The following is a 13,372-nucleotide window of genomic DNA, read 5'->3' as shown; positions in this document are numbered from 1 at the left end:
ACGTTCCGTCGGCGGACGCCGGGTGGGTCGTGAACCGGTCAGGTCGGTAGAAGACGGGCTCGCGGGGAAGCGGTCGGGGGTGGACGGGATTCGGGAAGGTCAGTGGATGATGCCGGTCCGCAGGGCCACCGCCACCATGCCGGCGCGGTCGCCCGTGCCGAGCTTGCGGGCGATGCGGGCCAAGTGGCTCTTGACGGTCAGGGCGGACAGGCCCATGGAGACGCCGATCGCCTTGTTCGACTGGCCCTCCGCCACCAGTCGCAGCACCTCGACCTCGCGGCCGGAGAGCTCGCGGTAGCCGCCCGGGTGGCTCGGGGCGCCCGGGGGGCGGCGGTGCAGTCGGGCGGCGGCGCCGCCGATGGGGGCGGCACCGGGCCGGGTGGGGAGCCCGATGTTGGTACGGGTGCCGGTGACGACGTAGCCCTTGACGCCGCCGGCGAGGGCGTTGCGGACGGCGCCGATGTCGTCGGCGGCGGACAGGGCGAGCCCGTTGGGCCAGCCCGCGGCGCGGGTCTCGGACAACAGGGTGAGGCCGGAGCCGTCGGGGAGATGGACGTCTGCGACGCAGATGTCGCGGGGGTTGCCGATGCGGGGACGAGCCTCCGCGACGGACGAGGCCTCGATGACATCGCGCACACCGAGCGCCCAGAGATGGCGGGTGACGGTGGAACGGACGCGCGGGTCGGCCACGACCACCATGGCGGTCGGCTTGTTCGGGCGGTAGGCGACCAGGCTTGCGGGCTGCTCGAGGAGAACGGACACCAGGCCTCCTGGGGTGCGGGACGGGACCGGCTCCTGGGGGACGAAGCCGGGACGAACCGTGCTTTCAAGGTCACAGTCGTCTTCGGCACCGAACCCGTCCGCCTTTAGAGAATGATCACGATCTGGTGAGTAACAATCCGAGCAATTCGGACACGCGGTCGATCATTCGAAGATCGAACGGTTTCGCTCTCTGTCGATACGAGGCCGAAAGTGGCCGTATCGACAAAGTGACCGAAGGTTCGGCGCGCGTCCACGACGTGATCGGCCGGCATCCGCTCCCGACGGGTCCGCGGACCGGCCGGGTCCGTGGACCCGGGGGGACCGTGGACCCGGGGGGACCGCGGACCCGGCGAGATCGTGGTCCTGGCGGGACCGCGGTCCTAGCGGGACTGCGGTCCGCGCCGCTGCGGCAGCGTGACGACCGACGCGTCGCCCGGACCGGCCGGCGGCAGCCCCGCGACCTGGGCCAGCAGGTCGCACCACGACGCGAGGTGGGCGGCGGTGTCCGGCACCCCGCCCAGGCCCTCGCGGGGCGTCCAGGACGCCCGGATCTCGATCTGCGAGGCGGGCGGACGCGCCGACAGCCCGCCGAAGTAGTGGGAACTCGCCCGCGTGACGGTGCCGCTGGGCTCGCCGTAGGCCAGGCCGCGCGCCTGGAGGGACCCCGTGAGCCAGGACCAGCACACGTCCGGCAGCAGCGGATCCGCGGCCATCTCCGGCTCCAGCTCGGCACGCACCAGGGTGACCAGCCGGAAGGTGCCCCGCCAGGCGTCGTGGCCGGCCGGATCGTGCAGCAGCACCAGACGCCCGTCGGCCAGGTCCTCGTCACCGTCGACGACCGCGGCCTCCAGCGCGTACGCGTACGGCGCGAGCCGCTGCGGCGCGCGCGTCGGCTCCACCTCGACCTGCGGCCGCAGCCGCGCGGTCCTGAGCGCGTCGACGGCGGCCGTGAACGGCGGCGGTGCCCCGCCGCCCGGTTGCCGCACGCCCCCCTCGGCGTCCTTCGGTTCGTCCATTCCGCCAGCGTCGTCCGACAGTCGTCCCTGAGCCGCAGCCATGCGGGGAAGATTAAGCGGAACGGCGCCCCGGCGCAGGGAGGGACACCCGCGTGCGGGCGCGATGTCCGGATCACGTGGTATCGCGGGGGCGCGTCGGGACCCCGGCGGGGGTGTGCGCGCCCCGTCCCCGCGTGCTGGCACCCGGGGACGGGCGCGGCCCCGCGGACATGCGAGACTTGCCGCTGTGAGTGCCAATCAGAGCCCCGCGGGCAAGCAGCCGACCGCCACGTACGACTCCGCCTTCCTCAAGGCGTGCCGGCGTGAGCCGGTGCCGCACACGCCCGTGTGGTTCATGCGGCAGGCCGGCCGCTCGCTGCCGGAGTACCTGAAGGTGCGCGAGGGCATCCCGATGCTCGAGTCCTGCATGCGGCCGGAACTGGTCACCGAGATCACCCTCCAGCCGGTGCGCCGGCACGGTGTGGACGCGGCGATCTTCTTCAGCGACATCGTGGTCCCGCTCAAGGCCATCGGCATCGACCTCGACATCAAGCCGGGTGTCGGCCCCGTCATCGCGAACCCGATCCGCACCCGCGCGGACCTGGCACAGCTGCGCGACCTCACCCCCGAGGACGTCACCTACGTCACCGAGGCCTTCGGCCTGCTCACCCGCGAGCTCGGCGCCACCCCGCTGATCGGCTTCGCGGGCGCGCCGTTCACCCTCGCCAGCTACCTCGTGGAGGGCGGCCCGTCCCGCAACCACGAGCACACCAAGGCCCTCATGTACAGCGACCCGCAGCTGTGGGCCGACCTGCTGGACCGCCTCGCCGGCATCACGGCCGCCTTCCTCCAGGTGCAGATCGACGCGGGCGCGAGCGCCGTCCAGCTCTTCGACTCCTGGGTCGGTGCGCTGTCCCCCGCGGACTACCGCCGCTCGGTGCTGCCCGCCTCCCGCAAGGTCTTCGAGGCCGTCGCCGGGTCCGGCGTGCCGCGCATCCACTTCGGCGTCGGCACCGGCGAGCTGCTCGGCCTCCTCGGCGAGGCCGGCGCGGACGTCGTCGGCGTCGACTGGCGCGTCCCGCTGGACGAGGCGGCCCGCCGCGTCGGCCCCGGCAAGGCGCTCCAGGGCAACCTGGACCCGGCGGTCCTCTTCGCCGGCCGGGAGGCGGTCGAGACCAAGACCCGCGAGATCCTGGACGCGGCGGCGGGCCTGGAGGGCCACGTCTTCAACCTCGGCCACGGTGTCCTGCCGGCCACCGACCCGGACGCGCTGACCCGCCTCGTGGAGTACGTCCACACGCAGACCGCCCGCTGACCCTCGCCCACCACCCGCGCGGGGCGCCTCACGGTGCCCCGGTCCCGCTACCAGCCCGGTCGCGCCCGCCGTCCGAAGAGGATGCCGCGGGGCTCCGGCGGTGGGGGAGTGCCGGGCTTGAGCGGCCAGGCGAGGAGCATGCCGACCGCGAATCCCACCACGTGGGCGACGTAGGCGACGGTGCCGGCGTCGGAGACGCCCTGGCCGGCGGAGTAGAACGCCTGGAGGACGAACCACAGGCCCAGGACGATCCAGGCGGGCAGGCGCAGCGGCAGGAAGATCAGGAAGGGGACGAGGACCCAGACGCGGGCCCTCGGGTACAGCACCAGGTACGCGCCGAGGACGCCGGCGATCGCCCCGGAGGCACCGATCAGGGGAGTGGTCGAGGAGGGGTTCGTGAGGGCGAACCCGTATGCGGACGCGTAGCCGCACACGCCGTAGAACAGCAGGTAGCGCAGGTGGCCCATGCGGTCCTCGACGTTGTTGCCGAAGATCCGAAGGGTGGACATCCCCGCAGGTCAAAGGCATGCTGGGTGAGCCCCAGGTCAGCAAGTAGCCAGCATGTGGCGAGTCGGAGTCCCCGCCTCGCTGACCGTGGGACGTGACAGCAGAGCCAGCGTTCGCTGGTTCACCCGCCCCTTCGGAAGGTCTCGCTCCTTGGCTCAGGGCTTGCCGATCATTAACCTGTCGTCTTGATCTTGCTGTTGGGGTTGTTGCTTCGGGTGGCGACTTGGGCTTGGAGGGCTGCCAGGGCGGCTGGTGGGGTGGTGGCCGGCGCGATGGTGATGCCCTGTGCTTCGAGCAGGCGTCTGATCTTCAGCAGGGTGCGGTGCATGGCGGTGCGGCTGCTGTTGAAGAGCACGGCGAGGGGTTCCGCGGCCAGGTTGACGTGCAGGTGGAGCACGGCGGCCAGGACCTGGTCGGCGAAGGCGAGGCGGGGCGGGCGGCCGCGGCGGGTGTCCCCTTTCGCGGCCAGGGTTTCGATGAGCTGCTGCAGCTGGTGCGGGGCCAGGCCGGTCAGTGCGGGATCGGACAGCATGGCCGGGTCCCACTGCGGTGCCGGTGGCCGGCTGCTGAGGGCTGCCGGGATGGCCGGGGCCGACTGGGGGTGCAGGGCACACCTTCCACTCGCCGTGGAAGGTGTGCCGGGTCAGCGGCAGGGCCGCCATCTCCGCATCGCCGACACCGATGCCGATGGGGTAGGTGTTGGTGTCCAGCCGGGCCTGCCCGCGCAGTCCGGTGCGGGTGGTGGTCGCGGCGATCGATTCGAGGACGACTTCGTGGCTGGTCAGCGGCGGCCGCGCCAATTCATGGTGATGTGGGAGAAGAGCCGGTGCTCGATCTTGTTCCACTTCGATGTGCCCGGAGGCAGGTGGCAGACCGTGATGGTCAGGCCGGTCTCGGCGGCCAGGCGGGCGAGGTGGAGTTTCCGGGCCCGGGTGCGGTGGCCATTGGAGCCGCCCGCATCGGCGGTGATCAGCAACCGGGAAGCCCGCGGATAAGCGGCCCGGCCCTGATCGTGCCACCAGCGGCGGATCGACTCCACCGCGAACGCGGCGGTGTCATAGTCGGTGCCGACATTGATCCAGCCGGTGGTGGCCGCCAGGTCGTAGATGCCGTAAGGGATGGCCTTGCCCAGCTGCGGATCGGCGAAGTCATGCACGCGCACCGGCACCGGGTCACCCGTCGGCCGCCAGGAGCGGCCCGGATTGTGGAAGTCGCCGACCAGCTCCTTCTTCTTGGTGTCCACGCTGATCACAGGCTGGCCCGCGTCCCGGTGTTCGCGTGCCTGCTCGTTGAGATACCGGAACTGGGCATCCCGGTCCACATGCTGACTGCCCTCGAGCGTCTTGGCGTCGGCCTGCAGCCGGAAGCCCGCCTGGCGCAGCAGGCCGGCGACGGTGTCGGCACCGACCCGGTGTCCCTGGCGGGTCAGCTCGGCCGCCAGCGTGCGGGTCGACTTGGTCGTCCACCGCAACGGCGACATCGGATCCCGCGCTCGTCCGGCTCGACCAGCGCCAGCAGCGCAGAGCGCAGTCCGGGATCGAGGTCCGCGACGCGTTTGCGCCCACCGCCCGGCCGCCGTATCCGCTCCACCAGGGGCTCGCCCGCCTCCAGGTCGGACATACCCCTGCGGATCGTTGTCTCGCTCATCCCGGCCGCCCGGGCCACGGCCCGGGTGCCGCCATGGCCCAGGCTCCGGGCCTCCGCGGCCACCAGCAACCGCCGCTGCCGCTCATCCAGATGCGGGAACAACACCGCGAATTTCACAGCAAGTTGGTCACGAGTCTCGTCCGGGATGCGCATACGACATCAACGAGACCCCACCCCCGAAAGCAACACCTTGATGATCGGCAAGCCCTTAACACCGGACCAGCTGGCCCCGGAAGGACTTCATGCCGCCAGCTCGTCACGGAGCTGGTGTATCTGGTCGGTGTTGTTCGAGTGGTGGATGCCCTGGACCGTCGAGTGGAGCCATTCCTCGGGGGCCACGCCGAGCCTGTCGCCGTACTCGGCGAGCAGGTCGTAGTGGGCGCGGGCCTACGCGCGGAACTCTTCGTCCTCGCTCAGCAGCAAGAGGACGTGCGGGAATGGACCTCTGTCACCTCAGATTTCTTGGACGTGAAGAAGTTCTCCATCGTGGGACTCCAGATGCGGTGAGGCTGCCGTGCTGGACAGTAACGGCTGGCTGAGTTGTACGCGGGTGATTCGCGAAGGGGCCGGGGGCTCGGTGAGTGGTTCAAAGCGTGCAGGCGTGCTGGAAGACGGCGTTGAGCTGCTCACGCAGCACGCGGTCGGTGATCAGCTTCGAGGCACGGACGAAGTCATTCTTGACAGCGACCAGTTGGGTGCGCTGTTGGCGGACGTGGTCGGCGAGGGCAGTGTGTCCGGTCCCAGAGGTGCACAAGATCCGAACGGCGTAGATGACGGTGAGAGGAAAGGCGAAGCAGGCGTGGAGGAACCCGTACGCGGGTCGCTCGGTGCCGCGCCACGGGGAGCAGAAAGTCTCGTCGTCGGGGATGGTGGCCTGGAGCGCGGCCAGAGCATCGTTGAGCCAGTTGTGGGCGGCTTCGTGGACGAGGCCGCGGCCGAGCACGGCTGCGTCGCCGGTGTGGTCCGTGAACACGGTCGCGGGCAGCCGGGTGATGGTAAACCTGCGCAGGGTTTGGTCGGGGCGCCGCTGGCCGGTCAAGCCTTTGCCCGCGGCACACCGGAGGAGAGCAGCCTCTGTGCCGCCGTGCCCGGCTCACTTCCCAGACGGATGCAGCTCCCGGCCGCTGACGCAGGATCCATGGCTCACGCTTGGGTGCACCCCGGTAGCACTCTATTGCCCGGATGTCAGTGGGGCCTGGATGGGTTTGTAACTCATCCAGGAGTGAGTTGTTTATCTGAAAAGTCCACGTGATCATGGTCACGATGCCATCTTGTAATCCCGTGAACACCTTGTGTAGGCAGGTGAAGATCACTTAAAACTGGCCCCTCTTGTTTGGTTCCTGTGGGGGTATCTGTGCGTCCAGCGCGTTCGGTTGTTGTTGCTGTCGCCTTCGTGCTGGCGGTACTGACCGGTACTGAGCAGGCCGCTCTGGCGGTGGATCAGTGGGCCGGTGGCGAGAGTGCTGACGTCGGTTCTCCGGAGCAGCGGTGGGGTTCTGCTGCCGGGCGTCGGCACAGCGCCCCCACGGATGCCACGGAGGCGACGGCGTCGGGAGGCCGTACTGGCGCGCTTGCCGGCCAAGGCGAACTGCCTGCTGCGGACGAGTACGGCATCACCAGGTTGCCCGGTACCGCGACGATGCCGGAGCCGGGCCCGGCCGTGAGCACCGAGGCGCCTGCCCTGCCTGAAGCTCAGGGTTTTGATGCCAAGGGGAGCAAGGAGGTCGCGTCTGCGCGCAAGGAGCAGCAGCGGACCTACCGCAATCCGGACAGTACGTACACCACCCGCTTCTACAACGAGCCTGTCAACTACCAGGGCAGTGATGGTGCTTGGCGGCCCATCGACACCACTTTGAAGCGCCGTGACGCTGCCGGGCCGAGCACGATGAGCGTCGGTGAGGACGGCTGGGAGACGGCTTCGACCGAAGAGGCGATCGCGTTCACGGGGACGGCTGATGCCGATCCTGTGGTGCGGATGCAGGTCGGTGACGGCATGTCGATCGCCTACGGGATGAGTGACGCTAGAACGGGCACCTGCAGCCAAAGCTTGGTGGCGGCGACGGAAAAGACCTTCGAAACCTTGTACCCCAGTACGCGCGCACCAACAGTCCTTATATCAGAGATGGAGTGGAGAACGATATACGAGTGTCACTCGAAGCGGGTCACAAAGTGGCTCTGCACATCAACCCGCATTACGGAAATGCGAACTCTGGGATCCCCACCCAAATTGAATACAATTACCGGGACTTGAGTACGGGGGTGGCCAAACACTGCGTAATTCACCCAACTACTGCAGGTGGGTCGACCACCGGGTCCGCAAGCTGTCCTAAATGAGCTCAGGGAATATCAATGTCGCGCAACTTCACCGAATCGGTAATCCGCATGCTAGGGGAGGGTAGGGGTGCCTCTGTTCCTGCTGCGATTTGGGGTGAACTAGAAAATGATTTGGGGGTTCGTTTGCCTGATGACTACAAGGAAATCATCGGCAAATATGCCCCAGTGCAATTGAACGTTCATCTCTTCCTGCAGCATCCCGCTACTCGCCATTGGAACTTGGGGCGATGGATGCAGGAGACGATTCAGGCGTTCTCCCGCAGTGATCTGAAAGACCTAGAGCGCCGCGGCTTCATCGGTTCGCCCTTCGGTGCTCCCTTCGGCCTAATTCCGCTACTCGAAACCGACCGTGGAGAGAACCTCTTCGGGAAAGTCGAGGCGGACACAGGGGTATGGAGGCTCTTTTCCTGTGACGGAAATGAGGCGTTGTACCACGAATACGACATGTCGTTCTCTGAATGGTTCTACAGGTACCTGATCGGTGAGGACATGTTCGGTCCGGGCAGTGGCGTCTTCTATTCGGGGCCGATCGTTTTCGAGAATCTGCCGATGAGTGAGACGGAACCGTTGACCAGTTGGGAAGGTCCTGCACGCGGTATGTGAGCGACACAATGCTGTGTACACCACCACGGTGCTTTGTCGCACTGGGTGGAGAATCCCTAGCCTCGATCTTGCGTGACGGTCCACCAACTCTGTCGGTGGACCGTCACGCAAGATCGAGGCTAGGTTTCCCCGCGCCTTTATATGGATCTGGTCGGGAATCCCAGTCGCCCTTGCGGGATAGATAGGGGTGACCTCGTAGTGGACTGTCTGGCCTTCGACTATCTGGTTCGCGATCTTTGTCTCGACGCCTTTCATGACATTGGAGTTCGCATCTCTGTGTAGCGGGACCAGATTCCGTAGGTCTGAACCGGATCCGCCGAAATGGCAGCCTGCCAGGTGACCTCGCGCCTTAGCGCGAGGACTCGTGTTGAGGCTCCAGTAATCAGCAGGATAGGGGCCATTCGTGGCGCCGGTCTCGCAGTCCGGCTTCCACTTAGACCGTGTCCTACGTGGTGAGGCGGATGAGTCGCTTGTAGCAGCACAGGGCGGCGGCGAGGCCGAGAAAGGCCAGGTAGTTGCGGGGATCGCGTTCGTAGCGGGGGCTGAGTCTGCGGTAGCCGGACAGCCACGACATGGTGCGCTCGATTACCCAGCGGCGTCGTCCTGATCGTTCGCTGGACTCGATGCCTTTGCGTGCGATGCGGACGCCGATGCGCTTGCCACGGAGCCATCTGCGCAGGTCAGCCCGGTCGTAGGCTTTGTCCGCATGCAGGCGCTGGGGCTTGAAGTAGCGGCCGTCGTGGGGGTCGTGTCTCGTTTGGTGACCCTCGACCATTGGCTTCAGTCCTTCGCTGTCGTGGGTGTTGCCGGCGGAGATGCCGACGAGGAGGGGCAGGCCGTTCGCGTCCGACAGGACGTGCATCTTGGAACCCGGCTTTACCTCGGTCCACGGGGCTCGGACCTGTGTGTTCGCCCCTTTTTTAGTGCGGACGTGGGCAGTGTCCAGAACGACGCGGGTGACGTCGACGAGGCCGGCGTCGTCGAGCCGATGCAGTACGGCCTTGTGCAGCCGCCCCCAGACGCCGGCTCTGGACCTGATCAGGAACCGACGGTGGGCGGTCGACTTCGATATGCCGAAGCAAGGCGGAAGTTGGCGCCAGAGGTTGTCCCGTATTTGCTGGTCAGAGGTGAGATGATCTTGCCGTGGCTGGTGTGATCACGGCGTCGGAGCCCTCTTGGATAGGCCCTTTCACCGGGCTGAGCCCGCGGCAGTTCAACAAGCTGATCACCGCGTTGCGTCGTGAGGGGGCCGATCCGGTCCGCAAGGGCCGGCCGTGGTCGCTGCCGTTGGAGGACCGGGTGCTGCTGGTGGCCGCGTACTGGCGCACCAACCTCACCCTGCGCCAGCTCGCCCCGCTGTTCGGCATATCAAAGTCGGCGGCCGACCGGATCGTCGACCACCTCGGACCGGCTCTCGCCCTCCAGCCCCGGCGGCGGTTCCGCAAGGAGACCGTGCTCATCGTGGACGGCACACTGGTCCCCACCCGCGACCGGACCGTGGCCGCCTCCAGCAAGAACCACCGCTACTCCACCAACCACCAGGTCGTCATCGACGCCGACACCCGCCTCGTGGTCGCCGTCGGCAAGCCGCTGCCCGGCAACCGCAACGACTGCCGGACCCGGGAGGACTCCGGCGCGAAGGCCGCCGTCGGCACCACCCCCACGGTGATCGCCGACGGCGGCTACCGGGGCACCGGCCTGACCATCCCGCACCACCGCCGGCACAAGGACGAGGAACTGCCGACCTGGAAGGAGCAACACAACGCCTCCCACCGCAAGGTCCGCGCCCGCGTCGAGCACACCCTCGCCCGCATGAAGAGCTGGAAGATCCTCCGCGACTGCCGCCTCAAAGGCGACGGCGTCCACCACGCCATGCTCGGCATCGCACGCCTGCACAACCTCACCCTCACCGGATGACAGGCAAACAAGCAGGTCAACCAGCATGTCCCAGAGCATTTACGGGACATCGTCCAGGCGCAGCCGCTGACCAGCACGTAGATGATCGCGGCGAACAGCGTCTCATCAGGGACGTTCTGTGTTCCACCGCCCTGCGGCCGCACCCTCGCCGGCGGGATCAGCGGCTTCGCGATCTCCTACAACCCGTCCGGAACAATCCAACTCCACGTACCCCGCCCCATGCCGAGTTCAACGACGCCTCACCACGTAGGACACGGTCTTAATGTAATGAGGGGAAGCGCGCGAAGGCAGGATCGCGAGCGGCGGGGTTCCTCGCCGGGCCTCCCGAGCCGGGCTTCAAGGGGCCCTCATGGGCTCCCGTCGGCAGCTGATGGCCCATCAGGTAACTCAGCATCTGGTCAGCGTAAGCCCTGCCATAGGGGCAAAGTGCTGGCAAAACATGCGGATGATTGAATCATTCAATGAACGGCGAACCGATATTGGATTGCAACACTGCAATTGCAAACTGACTCCACTGCTCTCCGTGTTGCTCGCTTGCCTGGCAGGCTCCTATGGGGCCCGTCGCGCCCGCCGTCCGAAGAGGATGCCGCGGGGCTCCGGCGGTGGGGGAGTGCCGGGCTTGAGCGGCCAGGCGAGGAGCATGCCGACCGCGAAACCGACCACGTGGGCGACGTAGGCGACGGTGCCGGCGCTGGAGACGCCCTGGCCGGCGGAGTAGAACGCCTGGAGGACGAACCACAGGCCCAGGACGATCCAGGCGGGCAGGCGTAGCGGCAGGAAGATCAGGAAGGGGACGAGGACCCAGACGCGGGCCCTCGGGTACAGCACCAGGTACGCGCCGAGGACGCCGGCGATCGCCCCGGAGGCGCCGATCAGGGGAGTGGTGGAGGAGGGGTTCGTGAGTGCGAATCCGTACGCGGACGCGTAGCCGCACACGCCGTAGAACAGCAGGTAGCGCAGGTGGCCCATCCGGTCCTCGACGTTGTTGCCGAAGATCCACAGGAAGAGCATGTTGCCCAGCAGGTGCAGCCAGCCGCCGTGCAGGAACATCGCCGTCAGGACGCTCAGCTCGGGGGACTTGTCGTAGTCCGGCGGGCCGATCACGCAGCCCGGCCCCCGCGGGCCCACCCCGGTCTCGCCGGTCGGCACCAGCCGGGGCAGCCGGTGCTGCAGCAACTCCTGGGGCACCGCCGCGTAGTGGTCCAGGAACGCCTGGAGATGGCACATCTGCGCGAGACCGCCCTCGCCCGTCACCGAACCGGTCATGCCGGGGGTGAACAGGAAGACCAGGACGTTCGCGAGGATCAGGGCGTACGTCACCCAGGGCGTGCGGCGCGCCGGGTTCACGTCATGGACGGGGATGACCACGGGTCACTACTGCCCGCTCGACGGACGGTGAATCGGCGCGTCACCTGAACACCCCCGTCCGTGGGCGCGTATGTCCTGTCAACGGCCCGCGGTCCGGGGAAGGCGGGGCGCGGGGACGACGTGAGGATCAGGCGATGGACGAACGGGTCACACCGGCTCCGGCGATGCACGCCCTGCCCGACGGAGAGGCGGAGGTGGTGCTCGTGCTGCGCCTGCCCTGGGAGGACGTCGCCCGGCTCGGCCAGGACGCCGGGCGGCTGGCCGCGCAGATGCGGCGGCCCGTGACACTGGACGAGGCGGTGAGCCACCGGCTGCGCTCCACCCGCGCCGCCACGCACGCCAGACCGGCCGGTGAGCAGCCGCCCGCCGTCTCCGCCCCGGCGCCGGTGACCACCCCGGCGTCCGTGTCGTCCCTGCCCTCGCGGCCCCCGGCCGAGCAGGCTCGGCAGGCCATCGACCGGATCAACGGCACGGTGTGACCCCGGGGGGCCGTCGACGGCACGGTGTGACCCCGGGGGGCCGTCAACGGTGCTGTTCCACCGCCTTCGCCGCCTTGCGGGCCGCCACCAGCACGGGGTCCCACACCGGGGAGAACGGCGGCGCGTACCCCAGGTCCAGGGACGTCATCCGTTCCACCGTCATCCCGGCCGTGAGGGCCACCGCGGCGATGTCGACCCGTTTGCCCGCGCCCTCACGGCCGACGATCTGCACACCGAGCAGCCGGCCGGTGCGCCGCTCGGCGAGCATCTTCACCGTCATGGGGGAGGCGCCCGGGTAGTACCCGGCGCGGCTGGTGGACTCGACGGTGACCGACACGAACCGCAGCCCCGCCCGCAGCGCGTCCTTCTCGCGCAGCCCGGTCCGCGCGATCTCCAGGTCGCAGACCTTGCTGACCGCCGTGCCGACCACCCCCGGGAAGGTGGCGTACCCCCCGCCCGCATTGGTACCGATGACCTGCCCGTGCTTGTTGGCGTGCGTACCCAGCGGAATGTGCCGCTCCTGCCCGGAGACCAGGTCGAGCACCTCCACGCAGTCGCCGCCGGCCCAGATGTTCCCGTGCCCGCGCACGCGCATCGCCAGGTCGGTCAGCAGCCCGCCGTGGGCGCCGAGCGGCAGGCCGGCCCCGGCGGCGAGCGAGGTCTCGGGGCGCACGCCGATGCCGAGCACCACCACGTCCGCCGGGTACTCGGCCTCCTCGGTGGCCACCGCGCGGACCCGGCCGTCGTCGCCCGTCAGCACCTTGGTGACCTCGGCGTCGTTCAGCATGGTGATGCCGAGGCCCTCCATCGCCTCGTGCACCATCCGGCCCATGTCCGGGTCGAGCGTGGACATCGGCTCCCGGCCGCGGTTGACGACCGTCACCTCGTACCCGCGGTTGATGAGCGCCTCGGCCATCTCCACGCCGATGTACCCGGCCCCGACGACCACCGCGCGCCGTCCCCGCGTGCGGGCCAGCGTGTCGAGCAGCGCCTGCCCGTCGTCGAGGGTCTGCACCCCGTGCACGCCGGGCGCGTCGGCCCCCGGCAGGTCGGGGCGGATCGGGCGGGCGCCGGTCGCGATCACGAGCTTGTCGTACGACGTCCAGGTCTGCGCGCCCGAATCGACGTCACGCGCGCGCACCCGTCCGCCGTCGACGTCGATCTCCGTCACCTCGGTGCGCATCCGCAGGTCGATGCCGCGCGAGCGGTGCTCCTCGGGCGAACGGGCGATCAGGCGGTCCCGTTCGGGGACGTCGCCGCCGACCCAGTAGGGGATGCCGCACGCCGAGAACGAGCTGAAGTGACCGCGCTCGAACGCCACGATCTCCAGTTCGTCCGGGCCCTTCAGCCGGCGTGCCTGCGACGCCGCGGACATCCCCGCGGCGTCGCCGCCGATCACCACCAGCCGCTCCCGCGTACTCCCCGCACTGCTCATGCTCATGCGA

General features: G+C 68.6%; 11 protein-coding genes and 3 pseudogenes. 5 read left to right on the top strand and 9 right to left on the bottom strand.

Annotated features, from left to right (window positions below):
• Window positions 1-99 precede the first annotated feature (99 nt).
• Together JHAT_RS11145 and JHAT_RS11140 are read right to left on the bottom strand one after the other, a co-directional pair.
• The gene (locus tag JHAT_RS11145; RefSeq protein ID WP_077797935.1) at window positions 100-762 is read right to left on the bottom strand and encodes a response regulator transcription factor; all 663 of its coding nucleotides are present in this window, start codon (window positions 760-762) and stop codon (window positions 100-102) included.
• A gap of 380 nt (window positions 763-1,142) precedes the next feature.
• The gene (locus tag JHAT_RS11140) at window positions 1,143-1,820 is read right to left on the bottom strand and encodes a DUF3000 domain-containing protein (protein ID WP_077797934.1); all 678 of its coding nucleotides are present in this window, start codon (window positions 1,818-1,820) and stop codon (window positions 1,143-1,145) included.
• A 184-nt stretch (window positions 1,821-2,004) separates the two neighbouring features.
• Here JHAT_RS11140 and hemE point away from each other — a divergent pair, with 184 nt between their 5' ends.
• Entirely contained in the window at window positions 2,005-3,072 is a 1,068-nt protein-coding gene (gene hemE / locus JHAT_RS11135) for a uroporphyrinogen decarboxylase (protein WP_077797933.1), read from the top strand.
• Between the two features lie 47 nt (window positions 3,073-3,119).
• On the opposite strand, the pseudogene JHAT_RS11130 reads toward hemE, so the two are convergent.
• The 3 genes and pseudogenes from JHAT_RS11130 to JHAT_RS11115 form a co-directional block, all read right to left on the bottom strand.
• Window positions 3,120-3,581 (bottom strand): annotated as a pseudogene (locus tag JHAT_RS11130) (rhomboid family intramembrane serine protease); the annotation flags it as partial.
• Window positions 3,582-3,751: 170 nt separating this feature from the next.
• A pseudogene (locus JHAT_RS11125) lies at window positions 3,752-5,379 on the bottom strand (ISAzo13 family transposase).
• 433 nt (window positions 5,380-5,812) lie between these two features.
• A complete protein-coding gene (locus tag JHAT_RS11115) occupies window positions 5,813-6,265 on the bottom strand; it encodes an HEXXH motif-containing putative peptide modification protein (protein WP_077797931.1) in 453 nt (150 codons plus the stop codon).
• Between the two features lie 995 nt (window positions 6,266-7,260).
• On the opposite strand from JHAT_RS11115, the gene JHAT_RS35940 reads away from it, so the two are divergent.
• Window positions 7,261-7,560, top strand: coding sequence for a DNA/RNA non-specific endonuclease (locus JHAT_RS35940; RefSeq protein ID WP_107481900.1), 300 nt, complete (start codon window positions 7,261-7,263; stop codon window positions 7,558-7,560).
• A gap of 15 nt (window positions 7,561-7,575) precedes the next feature.
• Window positions 7,576-8,163 carry an SMI1/KNR4 family protein gene (locus JHAT_RS34345; RefSeq protein ID WP_143660401.1) on the top strand — a complete coding sequence of 196 codons (588 nt, stop codon included), beginning with the start codon at window positions 7,576-7,578 and terminating at the stop codon, window positions 8,161-8,163.
• Between the two features lie 147 nt (window positions 8,164-8,310).
• Here the strand turns inward: JHAT_RS34345 and JHAT_RS35935 are convergent.
• Both JHAT_RS35935 and JHAT_RS33850 read right to left on the bottom strand, forming a co-directional pair.
• A pseudogene (locus JHAT_RS35935) lies at window positions 8,311-8,688 on the bottom strand (DNA/RNA non-specific endonuclease); the annotation flags it as partial.
• Complete coding sequence (locus JHAT_RS33850; RefSeq protein WP_253195461.1) at window positions 8,609-9,202, bottom strand: IS5 family transposase; 594 nt, start codon at window positions 9,200-9,202, stop codon at window positions 8,609-8,611. The pseudogene JHAT_RS35935 and the gene JHAT_RS33850, both read right to left, overlap by 80 nt.
• Before the next feature lie 104 nt (window positions 9,203-9,306).
• On the opposite strand from JHAT_RS33850, the gene JHAT_RS11085 reads away from it, so the two are divergent.
• Window positions 9,307-10,080: a transposase gene (locus JHAT_RS11085; protein WP_077797928.1), complete on the top strand. Its 774-nt coding sequence runs from the start codon at window positions 9,307-9,309 to the stop codon at window positions 10,078-10,080.
• Window positions 10,081-10,629: 549 nt separating this feature from the next.
• Here JHAT_RS11085 and JHAT_RS11075 read toward each other — a convergent pair.
• Window positions 10,630-11,448, bottom strand: coding sequence for a rhomboid family intramembrane serine protease (locus tag JHAT_RS11075; RefSeq protein ID WP_077797927.1), 819 nt, complete (start codon window positions 11,446-11,448; stop codon window positions 10,630-10,632).
• Between the two features lie 134 nt (window positions 11,449-11,582).
• Between JHAT_RS11075 and JHAT_RS11070 the strand changes: the two genes are divergently transcribed.
• On the top strand, window positions 11,583-11,927 hold the full coding sequence (locus tag JHAT_RS11070; RefSeq protein ID WP_077797926.1) for a hypothetical protein: 345 nt from the start codon (window positions 11,583-11,585) through the stop codon (window positions 11,925-11,927).
• Window positions 11,928-11,970: 43 nt separating this feature from the next.
• Here the strand turns inward: JHAT_RS11070 and JHAT_RS11065 are convergent, their stop codons facing one another.
• Entirely contained in the window at window positions 11,971-13,368 is a 1,398-nt protein-coding gene (locus tag JHAT_RS11065) for an FAD-dependent oxidoreductase (RefSeq protein WP_077797925.1), read from the bottom strand.
• Between the last annotated feature and the right edge of the window lie 4 nt (window positions 13,369-13,372).

Origin of the sequence: Streptomyces sp. JHA26, from assembly GCF_002005565.1 — a bacterium.
Classification (GTDB): domain Bacteria; phylum Actinomycetota; class Actinomycetes; order Streptomycetales; family Streptomycetaceae; genus Streptomyces.
The sequence above is the reverse complement of the archived record's forward strand: the minus strand, read 5'-3'. Positions and strand labels throughout refer to the sequence as shown.

Bases quoted from the DNA above. Each gene is read 5' to 3' on its own strand.
- JHAT_RS11140 (WP_077797934.1), bottom strand. From the start codon at position 1,820: ATGGCTGCGGCTCAGGGACGACTGTCGGACGACGCTGGCGGAATGGAC.
- JHAT_RS34345 (WP_143660401.1), top strand. From the start codon at position 7,576: ATGTCGCGCAACTTCACCGAATCGGTAATCCGCATGCTAGGGGAGGGT.
- JHAT_RS11070 (WP_077797926.1), top strand. From the start codon at position 11,583: ATGGACGAACGGGTCACACCGGCTCCGGCGATGCACGCCCTGCCCGAC.
- JHAT_RS11065 (WP_077797925.1), bottom strand. From the start codon at position 13,368: ATGAGCATGAGCAGTGCGGGGAGTACGCGGGAGCGGCTGGTGGTGATC.